The 15,635-nt window shown below is 68.3% G+C and carries 17 protein-coding genes; 14 read left to right on the top strand and 3 right to left on the bottom strand.

Translation table 11 applies throughout. The features are described 5' to 3' along the window. The first annotated feature begins 12 nt into the window (after positions 1 to 12). The 5 genes from R0145_RS16170 to R0145_RS16150 are packed head-to-tail and all read left to right on the top strand — an operon-like array spanning position 13 to position 3,501. Positions 13 to 2,412 (top strand): FtsK/SpoIIIE domain-containing protein, encoded by a 2,400-nt coding sequence (locus tag R0145_RS16170; RefSeq protein WP_317837969.1) that lies wholly within the window; start codon positions 13 to 15, stop codon positions 2,410 to 2,412. A gap of 2 nt (positions 2,413 to 2,414) precedes the next feature. Further along, the gene (locus R0145_RS16165; protein WP_317837968.1) at positions 2,415 to 2,669 is read left to right on the top strand and encodes a hypothetical protein; all 255 of its coding nucleotides are present in this window, start codon (positions 2,415 to 2,417) and stop codon (positions 2,667 to 2,669) included. A 15-nt stretch (positions 2,670 to 2,684) separates the two neighbouring features. Beyond that, positions 2,685 to 2,945, top strand: coding sequence for a hypothetical protein (locus R0145_RS16160; RefSeq protein ID WP_317837967.1), 261 nt, complete (start codon positions 2,685 to 2,687; stop codon positions 2,943 to 2,945). 6 nt (positions 2,946 to 2,951) lie between these two features. Continuing rightward, a complete protein-coding gene (locus R0145_RS16155; RefSeq protein WP_317837966.1) occupies positions 2,952 to 3,242 on the top strand; it encodes a hypothetical protein in 291 nt (96 codons plus the stop codon). Continuing rightward, on the top strand, positions 3,235 to 3,501 hold the full coding sequence (locus R0145_RS16150) for a hypothetical protein (protein WP_317837964.1): 267 nt from the start codon (positions 3,235 to 3,237) through the stop codon (positions 3,499 to 3,501). The genes R0145_RS16155 and R0145_RS16150 overlap by 8 nt, the downstream gene beginning before the upstream one ends. Here the strand turns inward: R0145_RS16150 and R0145_RS16145 are convergent, their stop codons facing one another. Continuing rightward, positions 3,502 to 4,161, bottom strand: a complete 660-nt coding sequence (locus tag R0145_RS16145; protein WP_317837963.1) for a hypothetical protein — start codon at positions 4,159 to 4,161, stop codon at positions 3,502 to 3,504. It abuts the gene before it with no gap. Positions 4,162 to 4,601: 440 nt separating this feature from the next. Here R0145_RS16145 and R0145_RS16140 point away from each other — a divergent pair, with 440 nt between their 5' ends. After that, positions 4,602 to 6,020, top strand: a complete 1,419-nt coding sequence (locus R0145_RS16140; protein WP_317837962.1) for a uracil-xanthine permease family protein — start codon at positions 4,602 to 4,604, stop codon at positions 6,018 to 6,020. 161 nt (positions 6,021 to 6,181) lie between these two features. Here the strand turns inward: R0145_RS16140 and R0145_RS16135 are convergent, their stop codons facing one another. After that, positions 6,182 to 6,481, bottom strand: a complete 300-nt coding sequence (locus R0145_RS16135) for a toxin-antitoxin system protein (RefSeq protein ID WP_317837960.1) — start codon at positions 6,479 to 6,481, stop codon at positions 6,182 to 6,184. A gap of 221 nt (positions 6,482 to 6,702) precedes the next feature. Here R0145_RS16135 and R0145_RS16130 point away from each other — a divergent pair, with 221 nt between their 5' ends. Further along, positions 6,703 to 7,338: a YdcF family protein gene (locus R0145_RS16130; RefSeq protein ID WP_317837958.1), complete on the top strand. Its 636-nt coding sequence runs from the start codon at positions 6,703 to 6,705 to the stop codon at positions 7,336 to 7,338. On the opposite strand, the gene R0145_RS16125 is transcribed toward R0145_RS16130, so the two are convergent. After that, a complete protein-coding gene (locus R0145_RS16125; protein WP_317837956.1) occupies positions 7,292 to 8,620 on the bottom strand; it encodes a sensor histidine kinase in 1,329 nt (442 codons plus the stop codon). The two genes, R0145_RS16130 and R0145_RS16125, sit on opposite strands and share 47 nt — an antisense overlap. Before the next feature lie 169 nt (positions 8,621 to 8,789). Here R0145_RS16125 and R0145_RS16120 point away from each other — a divergent pair, with 169 nt between their 5' ends. The 7 genes from R0145_RS16120 to R0145_RS16090 all read left to right on the top strand — a co-directional run bounded on the left by R0145_RS16120 (position 8,790) and on the right by R0145_RS16090 (position 15,610). Further along, positions 8,790 to 9,461, top strand: a complete 672-nt coding sequence (locus tag R0145_RS16120) for a response regulator transcription factor (RefSeq protein ID WP_317837954.1) — start codon at positions 8,790 to 8,792, stop codon at positions 9,459 to 9,461. A 129-nt stretch (positions 9,462 to 9,590) separates the two neighbouring features. After that, the gene (locus R0145_RS16115) at positions 9,591 to 10,028 is read left to right on the top strand and encodes a hypothetical protein (protein ID WP_317837953.1); all 438 of its coding nucleotides are present in this window, start codon (positions 9,591 to 9,593) and stop codon (positions 10,026 to 10,028) included. Between the two features lie 145 nt (positions 10,029 to 10,173). Continuing rightward, complete coding sequence (locus R0145_RS16110; RefSeq protein WP_317837952.1) at positions 10,174 to 10,956, top strand: hypothetical protein; 783 nt, start codon at positions 10,174 to 10,176, stop codon at positions 10,954 to 10,956. A 754-nt stretch (positions 10,957 to 11,710) separates the two neighbouring features. After that, positions 11,711 to 11,878 (top strand): hypothetical protein, encoded by a 168-nt coding sequence (locus tag R0145_RS16105; protein WP_317837950.1) that lies wholly within the window; start codon positions 11,711 to 11,713, stop codon positions 11,876 to 11,878. 141 nt (positions 11,879 to 12,019) lie between these two features. After that, positions 12,020 to 13,459, top strand: coding sequence for a hypothetical protein (locus tag R0145_RS16100; protein ID WP_317837948.1), 1,440 nt, complete (start codon positions 12,020 to 12,022; stop codon positions 13,457 to 13,459). After that, entirely contained in the window at positions 13,456 to 14,271 is an 816-nt protein-coding gene (locus R0145_RS16095; protein ID WP_317837946.1) for an ABC transporter ATP-binding protein, read from the top strand. The genes R0145_RS16100 and R0145_RS16095 overlap by 4 nt, the downstream gene beginning before the upstream one ends. Next, on the top strand, positions 14,261 to 15,610 hold the full coding sequence (locus R0145_RS16090) for an ABC transporter permease (RefSeq protein WP_317837944.1): 1,350 nt from the start codon (positions 14,261 to 14,263) through the stop codon (positions 15,608 to 15,610). The genes R0145_RS16095 and R0145_RS16090 overlap by 11 nt, the downstream gene beginning before the upstream one ends. Positions 15,611 to 15,635 lie beyond the last annotated feature (25 nt).

The following is a 15,635-nucleotide window of genomic DNA, read 5'->3' as shown; positions in this document are numbered from 1 at the left end:
CGGGCGACGACGATGAAGACCCCGACGAGGAACATCCTGAGTGTTCCGGAGGAGATCGCTGTCGGCGCCGCCCGGTTGCCCTTCTTCGGGCACGGCAACATCTGGGTGGAGGACTCGATCGAGAACCGTGACTCCGTCGGACTGGTGCAGTCCATCGTCCAGCAGGCGTTGACGCGGACCGGCCCGGGCCAGCTGGAGCTGGTCGTCTTCGACGATGCCCTCTCCGGTCTGTCGGCCCCGTTCGAGACGCTGAACTCCGGCGGGGAGAAGCTGATGCAGACCCTGTACGAGCAGCAGGATTTCAAAGCTGTCCTGAAATTCCTGCGTGACCATGTGCAGGGCGTCAACAACGTCATGCAGGGGCGCGAGCCCACTCTGGTCGATTATCGATCGAGGATCGAGTACCCGGTCGAGGGGTACAAACTCGTGGTGGTCTCGACCGATGTCTCCCTTCTGGACGAGGATGCCCAGAACCAGCTCAGCATCCTGCTCAAGGCAGGGCCGAAGGCGGGTGTGAGCTTCCTGGTGCATTCGATGACCCTGGGGGTGAATCCCTTCCTGGTGGACATGTGTCAGCGGTTGGTGATCCGCTCCGGTCAGATCCTCCAGGACACCACCCCGGTCGTCCGCGGCTGGTCGCCGCCGGAGCCGCAAGCCCTGATCGACGCCGCCGGGGACGTCGCCCGTGCCCTCGCCGACACGACGATGGATCCCGTCCCGTTCGGCGACGTCCAGCACCTCGGCCAGCCCTGGACCGGCTCGAGCGCCGATGGGGTGAGCTTCGCGGTGGGCAGGTACGGAGAGCAGACCGTCGAGCTGACACTCGGCGACGAACTCAACCAGCGGCACAATGCGCTGATCACGGGTGCGGTCGGCCAGGGCAAGTCCAATCTGATCTCGGTCATCATCCACAGTCTGTGTCAGCGGTACTCACCCCGGGAAGTGGAGCTCTACCTGCTCGACTTCAAAGAGGGGGTCACCCTCCAGCCGTTCAGCGGCACCACGACCGGTGAGTACCTGCCCCACGCCAGGGTCCTCGGGCTGGAGGCGGACCGCGAATTCGGTTTGAGTGTCTTCCGGCACCTGTACGCTCTCTATCGGGACCGCATGCGGCTGTTCAAATCCGTCGGGGTGCAGAACATCAAGGAATTCCGAGAGGAATTTCCACGGGAAGAGATGCCGCGTATCGTCGTCATCATCGACGAGTTCCAGATGATGTTCACCGAGCGCGATCGGGTGGCCGATGAGATCGCCGACCTCCTGATCAAGGGCGTACGCCTCTTCCGGGCGTGCGGCGTGCACCTGATCCTCGCCTCCCAGACGATCGGCGGCAACATGTCGCTGATGGGAACGGCTGGGGACGGACTCTTCGGTCAGGTGCCGGTCCGCATCGCGCTGAAGAACTCGCTGACCGAGTCCCACGCCACACTGGGACTGAACAACGACGCCGCCGTGCATCTGCGGGCGCGGCAGGCCATCGTCAATCTCGACTACGGCCACCTCTCGAGCAATCGGAAGACCAGCATCGCCTTCGCCGACGAGGCGGTCCTGGGCGGGCTGCGCCGGGGATGGTGGCGGGCCCGGCCCGAGGGGACGCCGCCCCCGTACGTGTTCGAAGGTGACCGGCGCCGGTCCCTCGCCGCCGATGCCGATCACCTGCGAGCCCTGGCGGCGAACGGCGCGGAGATCCCGGTGGCGCTTCTCGGGTCGCGGGTGGAAGTGGACGGGCGTGCCATGGAGGTGCCGCTGAGCCGAGAGATCGGGCGCAACCTTGCGGTGGTCGGTGCCGGGGAGACCGGCACGGGAGGCGGCGCCATCCTGCTGGACAGTGCCGCTCGGTCGCTGGCGGCTCAGGTTCCCGGCGCTGCCTTCCACCTGCTCGACGGAGCCGGTCAGGGTGTCGGACTGTTCGACGACTTGGTGCAGGCCCTGCGCCGGTCGGGCTGCACCGTCACGTACGTGCCCAGGGGAGACATCGGGGAGGACATCGTCGGCGTGCACGCCCTGTTGTCCTCCCCTGAGGCGGAGCTGCCCCATCCGGTGTACGTGCTGGGGTTCTCCCTCGACCGGTGCCGCTCGATGCCGGCCGAATTCCAAGAGGTACTGCGGGATGGACCCGTCCGCGGGGTCCACTTCCTCGGTTGGTGGGTGAAGTACGAGATGTTCCGTGACCAGATCGGTTACGGCGGGGAGACCTATGTCGACACCAAGGTCGCGCTGCGCCTCGACGGTCAATCGGCGAAACAGTTCTTCGGTGATCCGCTGCTGGAGTGGTCGGCCCGGGACAACCGGGCCGTGGTGTCGGACACCGTGTTCCTGGATCGGCCGGTGAGCATCATCCCCTATACCGTTCCCTGCACGGAGGATCCGGCCCCGGGGAATCGTGACATGGTCATCGGAAGTGAGGTCTGAGAATGTCTCTGAGGCAGACACTGGCGCAAGTTTCGGCACTCCAGCGAGAAATCGAGGAACAGATCCGGCTGATCGCCGACTTCCGGAGGAGCAACCAGGACAACATGCGGCTGGTGACGACGGAATTGGAGGGTAGCCGGAAGAGCTACGACCGGCTTCTCACGTCGCGTCTCCACCATGTGGATGACTCGCTGACCCGGAGCTCCGAGGCGCTGAAGCGGGCGTCCGACGCGTTGCGTCAGGTCCAGAACATCTGAGACAGGGGGACGGAGATGGCTTCGATCCAGGACGTGGTCAACGCGGCGTATCGCATCGAGACGGATGCCACCGATCTCGCGGACCGGATGCTGAGATCCGCGGAGGATCTGCGGATCAAGAACGACGAGTTGCTGCGGACGATCCGCGGGTCCCGGTCCGGACAGGACGCGGTGCGGCAGGTCTCCGAGGCGACGCAGGTCCTCAGGAATTCGGTGGCCCAGCTGAGGACGCTGAAGAGCGACATCCAGCGCTTCACCACGGACCTGACGAAGTAGGACCGGGTGGCGCGCACGGTGGACCCCGCCAAGCGGGCGCGGCGGCAACGGGCCCTCGACAGCATCCTCTTCGCCCAGAACGACCTGATCTCCTTGGTCGAGAAGTGCGGCGACCTCGAGGCGGGCGCCCGCGCCGAGGTCGGCGGACACCCGATCGGCGACGAGATCGTCGCCCGCGCGGCCCTGTCGCGGGGCGCGCTGGAGGGATCCCTCGCGGCCGTGGCGCAAGCGCGGCAGGCCTGCGCGATGATCGACGTGACCGTCGAGGTGCCGGACGAGGAGGAGCGGAGTGGCTGACGGACTGGGTGGGACCGCGGATGTCCTCGACCGTCACTGTGCGCTCGTCCAAGGAGACCTGTGGCGTGTTCTCGACCAGTGCGAGAGGCTGCTCCACGACGCCGTGACCCAACTCGGCGGCTTCGAGGACCCGGCCGCCCGACGTGCCGTCGAGGCGGTGAACACGGCGCGGGAACAGATCCAGACGGTGCGCTACGGCTGGCTCAACGACTACGTGGACAAGTCCCACATCCTGATCGAGCGGATCCGCTCGATGTGATCAGTGCGGCGCCGAGGCCTGCCGGACCAGGCACACATTGTCAAGCGCGGAACCCGTCAGGCCTGGGAAGCTGCTCTGGCACCAGGACTGGGCACTGTCGGTGCCGGCGAAGGTACCCGGGTCGTACACAGTGACGTAGATCGACTCGCCGGCCGGGACCTTGGAGTTGGGCGTCTGCTTGCCGTACTGGGTCGAGCGGACGAGGTGGACGTCCGACCCGAACCGGTCACGCAGCTGCTGGTACTCGGCGACGATGTCCGTGAAGTAGAACGTGTGGGTACCGTTCGCCGCCGTCAGCTGCGGATCGTAAGCGCCGATGTACTTTGCCGAGAGCTCTACGAGGTAGTGACCGTCGGTGGTGACCCGATAGCTGGATGCCTCGGCATTGAGCCAGTCGTGGGCCGCCGCTTCCGTGGCGACGCTCGATCCGGACGAGGCCGCGGTCGACGGATAGCCACCGCTCGGCCACACCGGGGTGCCGGTCGTCGGCGCCGACGAGGCGACCTGGGCGGGCGCGTAGGTCGTCGGAGCGTACGTCGCTGGGGTGTAAGTCGATGAGGACCGGTACGCCGGCACCGCCTCCTGGCTCCCCTTTCGGCTCTGACCTATCACGAAGGCGACTCCGACCGCAGCGACCAGGAGGACAGCGCCGCCGATCATGATCGGCGTCCTGAGGCCTCCGGCGGCCCCGGTCTCCGGGCGGGCGTCTGATTCCTGTGGGTCGTCGATTTCCTGTGGGTCGTCGATCGGGGAGGGACCGTACGTCCCCGGGGCTTCGAACCGGGACGGCTCCGACCTCGTCGGGATCGGCGGAGCGTCCGGCCGTCGCGGACCGGTCCGTCCTGTGGCCGGCTGGTCATTGAGGCTGAGCGGTGTGCCGCAGTGGTCGCAGAAGGCTCCGCTCGAGTCGTGTCCGCACACGCGGCAGATGGCCATGTCATTTCCCCCCAATTCCCCCGGGGAGTCCCCGACAGGGAGGGGACTCCGTCGGCGACGATACTCCTCCAGGTGTCGCCTGCCCGATGCCGAAACGGCACCGAAACGCCGACCCCTTACGATGGTCCGCGGCGTACGCCGGGTATGCCCTGATCGGAGGGACCGTGGCCACCACATCCAAGACACCGCTGCCCAGGCCATCGCGCAGCTTCCTGCGATGGAGCATCCACGGTGACGGCTATCACATAGCTCCCGGTGAGGTGGTCAGGCCGGCGGAGCGGTTGGCGTGGCCGGCGACCATCGGCATCGGTATGCAGCACGTCGTGGCGATGTTCGGTGCCACCTTCCTGGTGCCGCTGATCACCGGCTTCCCGCCGTCGACGACACTGTTCTTCTCCGCCGTCGGCACGCTGCTGTTCCTGGTCATCACCGCCGGCCGGGTGCCCAGCTACCTCGGCTCGAGCTTCGCCCTGATCGCGCCGATCACCGCCGCCACCGCCTCGCACGGGATGGGCTCGGCGCTCGGCGGGGTGATCGCCGTCGGCGCGCTGCTCGCCCTGGTCGGCGTCGTCGTCCACTTCGCCGGCGCGCACTGGATCAACCGGGTGATGCCGCCGACCGTCACCGGGGCAATCGTCGCGCTGATCGGCTTCAACCTGGCGCCGGCCGCGTGGAGCAACGTCCAGAAGGCGCCGGTGACCGCCGTCGTCACCATCGTCGCGATCATCCTGGTGACGGTCTTCTTCCGTGGCATGCTCGGGCGGCTGTCGATCCTCGTCGGTGTCCTGATCGGCTACCTCACCGCGGTGCTCCGCGGCGAGGTCGACTTCACCGCCATCGGCTCGGCCGCCTGGCTCGGCCTGCCGACCTTCCACGCCCCGACCTGGGAACCGTCGGTGCTGGCGATGTTCCTGCCGGTCGTCGTCGTCCTGATCGCCGAGAACATCGGCCACGTGAAGTCGGTCGCCGCGATGACCGGCGACGACCTGGACGACGTCACCGGCCGGGCGCTGTTCGCCGACGGCCTGTCGACCGTCCTCGCCGGTGTCGGCGGCGGGTCGGGCACCACGACGTACGCCGAGAACATCGGCGTGATGGCCGCGACCCGGGTCTACTCGACGGCCGCTTATCTGGTCGCCGGCGTCTTCGCGTTGCTGCTGTCGATGATCCCGAAGTTCGGCGCACTGATCGCGACCATCCCCGCTGGCGTCCTGGGCGGTGCGGCGACGGTGCTCTACGGCATGATCGGCATGCTGGGCGTACGGATCTGGGTGCAGAACCGGGTCGACTTCTCCGACCCGGTCAACCTCAACACGGCGGCTGTCGCGCTGATCGTCGGGATCGCGAACTACACCTGGGCGGTCGGCGGCCAGGTCGTCGACGGCCAGCAGGTCGGCGGCGTGGTGTTCAACGGCATTGCCCTGGGCGCCCTCGGCGCGATCGTGGTCTACCACGTGATGCGGGGGATCTCCCGGTGGCGCGGGACCAGCCTCGAATCGGCCTCCCCGGCGTCGGCGCCGGCCGGGGCCGAGTTGCATCCCGGGGAGCTGCGGCGGACACCCGAGGACGACCCGGAGAGCTGAGCCTGGGCGACTCAGAGCTCCGACCCCGTCCGATCCCTCGGCTTCCGATCCCTCGGCCACCTGTCGGTCTCGCCCACGCGTTTGTGTCTGACTACCGGCACAAACGCGTGGGCGAGGCTGCACACCGTTGCGGTCGCGGGGGTGATCAGGCGCGAAGGTGATCAGGCGCTGTGGTGCAGGTCCTCCCGGACGAGGCGGAGCAGGTACTGACTGACCGTCTCACCGCGGCGGGCGACGGCCTCCGAGATCTGCTGGTAGGTGTCGGCGTCCACGCGCACCTGGACCCGGCGTACCCGCGGCCTGGCCGCAGGAGGTCGACCCGGGCCCCGGCGGGCCGGCCCGAACGTCTCTCCCGGAAAGCCCGCCTCGGCCTCGTCCGCCCAGCGCTCCACGTCGACGTCGGTCACCGGGCGGCCGTCGGGATGGATGCCGTAGTCATTCATCTTGCCCTTGTCGCTCACAACCACCACCTCCGTATGCAGGCAAAGGGTGCGTCGAGCCTTTTGTTGTCTGACATCAACTGTAGACCCACTGACAGGATGGCGAAACGGCCATAGGTCTTCCCTATGGCCGCCGACGGGCACGCATGCTGGGGTGCTCATCGTCACCGCAGTGTCACCACGAGGCGAGCCGTACGGATGCGGGCGGACCCTACGGGCGTCATGGGCGCCATGATGGGACCGTGCTGCCGATCAGACCCCGACATATTGCCGTCCTGCTGGGCCCGCCGGCCCTGTCGACGGTGCTGCTCGCCGGGCTGTCGATCTGGACCCACGTCTCCACCCGTACGGCTCGCTTCCCGGGTGAGAATGTGGGCGATCCGGACGCGCCGCCGGCGACCGAGTGGGGGCTGGTGCTGGGCGCCGAGATGTACCCGAGCGGCACCCCCTCGCCCATGCTCCGGGCCCGCCTCGACCTGGCTCTCGAACTGTTCCGGGCCGGCAAGGTTCGCCGGCTGATCGTGTCCGGTGAGGAGCCTTCCAATGCGCAGGCGAGCCAGATGGCCCACTACCTCGTCGAGCGCGGTGTCCCGGCCGACCGGATCGTCGCCGACGAGGACGGTGTCGACACGTACGCCTCCTGCCGCTTTGCCCGGGCGCTGCCCGGGCTGACGACGGTGACGGTGATCAGCCAGGACTACCACCTGCCCCGTGCGCTCACCATCTGCCGCAGCATCGGCCTGGAAGCGTACGGCGTGGGGGACACGGGATTGCGGCGCGGTGCCCCGTGGGCCTGGCGGCGCAGCGTACGCCGCGAGATGGTCGCGAACGTCAAGATGTTGGCCGACCTGGCGCGTCAACAATATCGACAGGCGTGATGGACGTCGTCGGCGGTGTCCGGGTGTCCGCAGCCCTCCGTCCTGTTGCGATGGAGAGCGCGGATGCGGCGGGCGGGCAGGGCAGGACCAGACTCACCACCCAGTTGTCACCCACCGGCTCGAACACACACCGGCCTCCCAGCAGGTCTGCCCTCTCAGCCAGCCCGATCAGCCCCCAGCCGGTGCCGGGGTTCGCCTTCTGCGCGGTGGTTGACAGGGGACTTGTGACGGTCAGCCCGATCCGGTCATCAGTGAACTCGAGGTCCACCTCGCAGGTGCTTCCGCTCGGGGCGTAGCGGGTGACATTGGTGCTGGTCTCCCGCAGGCACCGTGCCACGGTCTCCACGATCAGGGGCGGGACGTCGCGTGGTTCGTCGCCCGTCTGGCGGACCTCCAGGTGAAAGCCTGCGGCCTCCAGAATCGTCCGGCTGTCGTGAACGGTGCGCTGCCAGCTCGCACTGAAGGAGGCGAGGGGCGCTGTCAGCTCGTCCGAGGAGCGCAGCCCTTGGACCAGGCCGGACAGCTCACGTCCCGCGAGCTGGAGCAACTGGCTGGCCTCGTCGATCGCATCCCGGCCGTCTGCGCCGTCCTGGGAGGTCGCTGATGCCAGGGCCAGTGAGGCCAGTGCCAGGCGGTGGGCGACGACGTCGTGGAGTTCGCGGGCCAACGCGGCGTGCTCCTTCTCTCGCGAGGTCGCGTGCCGTTCGACCAGTGCTTCGGCACGTGCCCGCGCCTCCCGGGAACGGAGGGTGATGTGCCGGACAGGCAGTCCGACGCCGACCACCAGCAGCAGGCCAAGCCCGGCCGGCGCCATGATCAGCGCCGTGCGAATCGGATCGGCCGGGCGCTGGAAGACAAGGAAGGGCGCCCAGAGTCCGCACACACCCAGCCACACCCACAGATCGGTCATCCGGGGGGCGGCGAGCAGGGCTGCCGTCACCACCAGCCCCGTGTCCATCGCGAAGTTGAGCGCGTCGGGCGAGTTCGTCGGTGGCAGGCCGAGTGGGTTGAGCAACATGACGCCGATCGCGATCATCGCCCCGAGGCGAGGTCGGATGGCCACCGCCGCCGTTGCACAAGCGCCCACCAGCAGCAAGGAGACGGGGTAGTGCTGATTCGCTGCATTCGGTTGGGCGATGTGCTGGGGGAGGAGGTCGGAGACCAATGCTGCGGCGGCATAGACCACGATCAGCCAGCGTGCCCACATGGGCAGTGGCTTTCCCAGCCGGTTCCACCGCCGGGGACGGTCACCCGAGGGGCTCCGGTGCGCCGGCAGGTCCACGACGTGTCCCGGTGTGACCATTCATCCTCCCCGTGCCACGGCGTTGAGTGGATTCTAGGAGCACGTGCGGACAGGCACATTGCCGATGCGGACACAAGCGACATCTGTCCTGGACCGAAGCTCCGTGACCGGCGGTGGGCGCCGCGCGGTCTGATAGCTTCCCGGGACCATGGGGGAGATACGTGTCGTGCTGGTGGACGACGAGGCATCGCTGAGAAGTGCGCAGCGCCGGCTACTTGATGCTGTTCCTGGCATCGCAGTGGTCGGTGAGGCGGCCGATGGGGCGGAAGCTGTCGACGTGTGTGCCCGGGCCCGTCCGGACGTCGTCGTGATGGATCTGCGAATGCCGGGAACGGACGGCATCGAAGCGACTCGGGAGATCGTCCGTCGCTGGCCCGGCACAGTGGTGGTGGTGCTGACCGCTCTGGGAGACCGGGAGTCCGTTAGTGCTTCGGTCGACGCTGGAGCTGTTGGCTACCTTCTGAAGACCGATGCCGCGGTGACGCTTCCAGAAGTTGTACGCCGGGCGGCGGCCGGCCGGCCGCTCCTCTCCCCGGAGGTCTTCCGGATGCTGGCCCAAGCCGGCTCCACCGGAAGGGCGATGCCCACGTCGGTCGCGCCCGAGCGGAACTCGGAGGCCAAGAGGCTGGGGATCACCGAGCGGGAGTGGGAGGTACTGGTGTTGGTGGAGCGAGGCCTGAGCATCACGGAGATCGCCGAGGCCCTGGTGGTGACGAGCAAGACAGTGCGGCAGTACCTCGCTTCCGTCCGACGGAAGTTGGGAATTGCTGGTGACCGGGGGATCGCCGCGGAGGCCCGCCGCCAAGGTCTGCTGCCGTGAGGCGGATCACGCGTCTGGCTGCGGCGTTGCCGACGGATGTCCATGGCTGAGGCGGTCATCCCTCCGCAAGACTGACGTCGTCTCCTGAAGGGGAAAAGGGGACACATCAGCGGAGGGGAAGGAAGGGTTATGAAGATCCGTCGAATCATCGGGGCGACCATGGCATTTTCGGTCGCTTCCCTGGGAGTGGCGGTCGCGGCACCCCCGGCCAACGCAATCGTCGACACGAATATCGGTAGATCGTACGGCAATGTGCAGCGAGCCAGCATGTGGCAGCACGCGGACCGAGGAGGAGCGGTGCTGACCACCTATGGGTCCGGGGCGTGCAGCGGCACAACCGGTGATCGCGACATCACCCAGAATTCGTTGAACTATGGGTTGTTCAACAACTGGAACGATGTCATTTCGTCAGCTGCGGACTTCAGTCAGTGTGACACCTTTCTCTTCTGGGATGAGAATCTCGGCGGTGCATCGAAGTCGGGCAACTGGGACGGGACATACGGCGGTTATGTGAACCTGCCGGACATCGGCTTCAACGACGTCGCGTCGTCGTACTACCTCAGCTAGGGGGGAGGAGGTGAGGCGGCAACGGTGGCTGGCTGGTGGGATAGCTGTCTTCCTCGCTCTGACGGGGTCTGGCTGTGGTTCACTCCTGGGGGAAGGGGAACCGGAGATTCCAGAGGATCCGCCGCCGCTCACGTCCGTTGCGGACTTGAAGGCGCCGTTGCTGCCTTACTTGCTGGATGGCGACAAGGTCATCACACTGATCAACGGCCAGCAAATACTTGCCGTCCGCTGTGCTCGAAAATTCGGGTACGAGGGTGAGCCGGTGATATTTCCGCCCAACAGCCAGCCATCGGAGTATGTAGATGTCTTTCCTCGCCGGTACGGGATACTGAGCGTGGAGAGTGCAAAGAGATACGGCTACTTTTCGTCCCCAGAGGAATGGCCTCGAATGCTCTCCGAGGACTCGATTCCTTCGCGTGACTATACCGCTGTGGAACGGGAGATATTTGAGGGTCCTGCCGCGACTGGGGCGACGAGCGCGATTGTCGCCGACGACGGGTCCCCGCTTCCGGAAGGTGGCTGCTTCAAAGAAGCCTGGCGGCAGGTCGGCACGGCGTCCAGCACGCTTCGAGACCTCGTGCTGGATGGCGCAAATGAGAGCTACGGCCGGATGGAAGCCGACTCCCGTGCCAAGGCGGTGCAGAAGGCATACGCGCAGTGCATGCATGACCGTGGCTACCCGCAGGTCACCGTCAGAGGCGAACAGGCTCTCTATTCCGGTAAGCCGGATGGTCCTGATGGGATCCGCGCCGCGGTGGACGACGTCACGTGCGCCCAGCAGGTAAACCTTCCGGGCATTCTCTACGCCTTGGACACGGCATACCAGCAGCGATGGATCGACAAGCATGAGGCGGAACTTCGGCAGGGGGCCGCCGATCGTGAGGCCGCCCTTCGCCGCGCCCAGCAGGCCATTGCTGAAGGAGTCTGACACGTGAAGAGCCGAAAAAGGTGTTGGGTCTGGGGTCTGGCCGTCGTGGTCGCTCTGACGGGGTCCGGCTGTGGTTCACTCCTGGGGGAAGGGGAACCGGAGATTCCAGAGGATCCGCCGCCGCTCACGTCCGTGGCGGACTTGAAGGCGCCGTTGCTGCCTTACTTGCTGGATGGCGACAAGGTCATCACACTGATCAACGGCCAGCAAATACTTGCCGTCCGCTGTGCTCGAAAATTCGGGTACGAGGGTGAGCCGGTGATATTTCCGCCCAATAGTCAGTCGTCGGAGTATGTAGATGTCTTTCCTCGCCGGTACGGGATACTGAGCGTGGAGAGTGCCAAGAAGTACGGGTATATGACATCCCCTGAGGAATTTCCCCGGCTACTTCCGGAGACAGTTGTTCCCCCGCAAAATTTCACCCAGCGTGAGCGCGAAATATTCGAAGGCACCACAGTTTCAGGCGCCCCGAGCACAGTGACGGCCGCCGACGGGATGCGCCTGCCCGAGGGTGGCTGCTTCAAGGAGGCCTGGCGACAAATGGGTCCTGCCTCCACCAGTGTCCGGAACTTCGTGACGGACGGCCTGGGTGAGAGCTACGGCCGGATGGAAGCCGACTCCCGTGCCAAGGCGGTGCAGAAGGCGTATGCGCAGTGCATGCATGACCGTGGCTACCCGCAGGTCACCGTCAGAGGCGAACAGGCTCTCTATTCCGGGAAGCCGGACGGCCCCGAAGGAGTCAAGGCCGCGGTGGATGACGTCACCTGCCCAGCAGGTGAACCTCCCCGGCATCCTCTATGCCCTGGACACCGCGTACCAGCAGCGGTGGATCGACAAGCACGAGGCGGAACTCCGCCAGGGCGCCGCCGATCGTGAGGCTGCCTTGCACCGCGCCAGACAAGCCATCGCCGAAGGCGTCTGACAGGTGAAGAAGAAGCGATCCTCATCGCGTCCTGATGCATCCGAGCTCGATCGGCCCGAGGCCGCTGGCCCCGAGATTCTCGACGCGGAGGCCGCCACCCAACTGCCACCTGCAGCACGCAAGCGGCGCACCGTACGGGTGATGGCTCTCATCGCCGTCTCCTCGCTGGTGATCGGCGTTCTCGCCGGACGCCTGGTGAAGTCTCCGGCGCAGGTGGCGGCCGACGCCGCCCCACCTCCGGTCTCGACCCTCACCGCCACCGTCGAGCAACGCCAGGTGACCCGTACGGTGGCCCTGTCAGGCGTGATCGCCCACCAGGAGACCACCGAGATCACCCTGCGTGGCGGCGACGCCGAGCAGCAGGCCTCCGTCGTCAGTGCGGTCCGGGTGCGGGCCGGGGACGAGGTCAAGGCGGGTGCCGTGCTGGCCGAGGTCGGCGGTCGGCCGGTGATCGCCTTGCCCGGCGCGATGGCTGCCTACCGCGCCATCGCGCCGGGCGCCAGCGGCCCCGATGTCGCCCAGCTCAACAAGGCTCTGGCCGGCCTGGGATATCGGGCGGGAAAGGGTGACTCCGTCACCGCCGAGACCCAGGCCGGGTTGCGTGATCTCTACCAGCGTCTCGGGTTCACCCCGATCGCCCAGGGGGAGGACGAGGTCCGGACCGCCGAACGCGCCGAGACGACCGCCGCGCGGGCGTTGGCCGCAGCCGAGCGCGCTCTGACGCAGGCGCAGGGCTCCGGGGGCGCGAAAGCCGGAGCCACTGCGGACACGCCGGGCGGCCAGCCGACCGCCGCCACTACCGGCAGCACGGCCAGCGCTGGTGCCTCCTCCACCGCCGGCCAGCTCGAGGACGCGCGACAGGCGGTGACGTACGCCCGGGAGGACCTGGCCGTGGCGCGGGCCGACCTGGCCAAGGCGCGGGGGCGGGCCGGTGTGGTGGTCGGCCTGGGCGAGATCGCCTTCGTGCCGACCCTCCCGGCCACCGTCCGGGCCGTCGCGGCACGTCCCGGCGATCCCTCGGGAGTCGGCACCCTCACCGTGACCAGCGGTGCGCTGGTCGCTCGCGGCACCGCCGATACGACCGCTGTGAACGGCGTGGTCGTCGACCAGGGAGCCCGGGTGATCACCGAGGGTGGCACCGTCGAGGGAACGGTCAACGATGTCCGCGCCGTGGCCGCCGATGCCGCGGGTGGCGCCGGCTCCGCCACGGGCGGCCGATCCGACACCGCGTCCTCGACCACCGGCGGTGGCGGTGGTCAGCGGACCGAGGTGACCATCTCGGTGGCCGAGGGGGCGCTCACGTCCCCACCCGGCAGCCAGGTGCGGATCATGGTGGCCACCGAGACCGCCGGCCGGTCCGGGCTTGCGGTCCCCAGCACCGCGATCATCTCCCGCGCCGACGGCTCCACCGTCGTCCGGGTGATCGGCGACGGCGACGTCGCCCCGCGCGAGGTCCCGGTGAGCACCGGGTTCAGCGGTGACGGGTATGTGGCGATCACGCCGACGGAGGGTGAGCTGACGATCGGCCAGACCGTGCAGGTCGGCGGCGGAGCCCTCCCGACCGCGAAGCCGTCGCGATGACCCGGCTCGAGGAGCTGCTCGGCGAGCCTGGGCCCGAGCTCTCGGTCCCTGCGGCGGACGCTCCGTCCTCCGGCGGCTCGGATGCCCCGTCCTCCGGCAGCCTGGATGCCGGGTCTTCCGGCGGCCCGGACGTCCCGGACACCGGTCCGGTGCTGTCCTTCCGTGGCTGCACCCGGACGTACCCGGGGCCACCCCGGGTGCGGGCGCTGCTGCCGTTCGACCTGGACATCCCCGCCGGCGGCCTGGTGACCGTCGCCGGACCGAGCGGCTCCGGCAAGAGCACCTGGCTGTCGCTGGCCGGCCTGCTCGACCGTCCCACCTCGGGAACCGTGGCGCTGGACGGCCAGGAGACCACGACCCTGTCGGAGATCGACCGCACCGACCTGCGGGGGCGGATGATCGGCTTCGTCTTCCAGGCCTTCCACCTGATGCCGCTGCGTACGGTCACCGAGAACGTGGAACTGGCCGGTCTCTACCAGGGGATGGACCGTGCCACCCGCCGGGACCAGGCGGCCGAGGCGCTGGCCGTCGTCGGGCTCACTCCGCGGGCGATGGCCCGGGCGGGCCAGTTGTCGGGTGGAGAACAGCAACGGGTGGCGATCGCGCGTGGCCTGGTCGGTGCCCCGCGCCTGCTGCTGTGCGACGAACCCACCGGCAACCTCGACACCGCGACCGGCGCTGGCATCGTCACCATCCTGGAGCGCCTGGCCGCCACCGGGATCACTGTGGTGGTGGTCACCCACGACCCGGACCTGGCGGCCCGGGGCACGATCCGGGTCGAGATCCGCGACGGGAGGGTCCATGTCCGCTGAACACGGCGATCCGCGACGTACGTGGCCTGGGGGGCGTACGTCACGCAGGACACGACCGTGGCGACGGTGGCGGTGGCAGGGGAGGCGCGACGGCCGCGAGGGCCGCGAGGGCCGTGACGACCGTACGCGCCGGGTACGGACGGGGCCCACCCGCCGCGACATCGTCGACGAGGCCCTGGCAGGCATCCAGCAGGCGCCGCGTCGCGCGGTGATGACGAGCCTCGGCACCGTGCTGGGCGTCGGCGTGCTGGTGCTGGTGATCGGGCTGACGGGTTCGGCCAGCGCCCAGATCGGCGAACGCTTCAACATGCTGGAGTCCACCCAGGTGACGGTCTCCCTCACTCCCGATCCGGTGCGGGAGTTCTCCCCGGGCTTCCCGACGGACGTGGAGCGGCGCGTCGGTCAGGTCGACGGCGTGGTGTCGGCCGGCCTGACCGGCGTCCTCTTCGACGGCAAGGGCCGGCTCAGCACCCTGCCGCCGTCCGACACCGGTGAGTCGATGCAGGCGCCGGTGCTGGCCGTGACGGGCGGGTTGTTCGACGTGGCCCGCGTCGACATGGCCGCCGGGCGGCCCTGGGACAGCTTCGTCGAGGAGACCGGGCAACGAGTGGCCGTGGTCGGCCCGACGGTCGCCGACCGGTTGGGCCTCCACGAGCCGGCCACGCGCCAGGTGATCTACATCGGCGGCGTCCCGTTCACCGTCGCCGGAGTGATCCGCCAGGTGGAGCGCCGCCCCGACCTGCTCAGCGCGGTGGCGATCCCCCTCAGCACCGCCGCCCAGATCTGGGGTGTGGAGGGACGCCCCTCGCAGACCGAGCTGGTGGTGGAGGTCAGGCCCGGCGCAGCATCCGTCGTCGGTGACCAACTCCCGATCGCACTGCGGCCGGACCAACCCGACCTGTACGCGGTGAGCCTGCCGCCCGACCCGGCGTCGCTGCGGGAGAACGTCATCGGCGACCTGTCGATCCTGCTGCTCCTGCTCGCCGGAGTCAGTGTGGTCGTCGGCATGGTCGGCATCACCAACACCACTTTCATGGCCGTGATGGAACGCACCGGCGAGATCGGGGTCCGCCGGGCACTGGGGGCCCGTCCGGGTCACATCGCCTGGCAGTTCCTGATCGAGGCGGGGCTGCTGGGACTGATGGGCGGTGTCGTCGGCACGAGCGCCGGCACCGTCGGGGTGGTGGCGATCTGTGTGATCCGGCAGTGGACCGCGGTGATCCCCTGGGCGTTGTCGATCGCCGGGCCGGCCCTCGGCCTGGTCACCGGGATCGTCGCCGGTCTGCATCCGGCCCGCCAGGCCTCACGGATCGAGCCGATCGAGGCGCTGCGGGCATGACCGCCGGACCGGGCCGCCGGTTGTC

It is taken from the genome of Raineyella sp. W15-4, from assembly GCF_033170155.1.
In the GTDB taxonomy this organism is placed as follows: domain Bacteria; phylum Actinomycetota; class Actinomycetes; order Propionibacteriales; family Propionibacteriaceae; genus Raineyella.
This window is presented reverse-complemented; position numbering and strand designations above follow the sequence as displayed.

Coding starts and splice junctions, on each gene's coding strand:
- R0145_RS16105 (WP_317837950.1), top strand. CDS start 11,711: ATGACGTCACCTGCCCAGCAGGTGAACCTCCCCGGCATCCTCTATGCC.
- R0145_RS16090 (WP_317837944.1), top strand. CDS start 14,261: ATGTCCGCTGAACACGGCGATCCGCGACGTACGTGGCCTGGGGGGCGT.
- R0145_RS16115 (WP_317837953.1), top strand. CDS start 9,591: ATGAAGATCCGTCGAATCATCGGGGCGACCATGGCATTTTCGGTCGCT.
- R0145_RS16100 (WP_317837948.1), top strand. CDS start 12,020: ATGGCTCTCATCGCCGTCTCCTCGCTGGTGATCGGCGTTCTCGCCGGA.
- R0145_RS16170 (WP_317837969.1), top strand. CDS start 13: ATGAAGACCCCGACGAGGAACATCCTGAGTGTTCCGGAGGAGATCGCT.
- R0145_RS16160 (WP_317837967.1), top strand. CDS start 2,685: ATGGCTTCGATCCAGGACGTGGTCAACGCGGCGTATCGCATCGAGACG.
- R0145_RS16165 (WP_317837968.1), top strand. CDS start 2,415: ATGTCTCTGAGGCAGACACTGGCGCAAGTTTCGGCACTCCAGCGAGAA.
- R0145_RS16120 (WP_317837954.1), top strand. CDS start 8,790: ATGGGGGAGATACGTGTCGTGCTGGTGGACGACGAGGCATCGCTGAGA.
- R0145_RS16095 (WP_317837946.1), top strand. CDS start 13,456: ATGACCCGGCTCGAGGAGCTGCTCGGCGAGCCTGGGCCCGAGCTCTCG.
- R0145_RS16145 (WP_317837963.1), bottom strand. CDS start 4,161: ATGATCGGCGGCGCTGTCCTCCTGGTCGCTGCGGTCGGAGTCGCCTTC.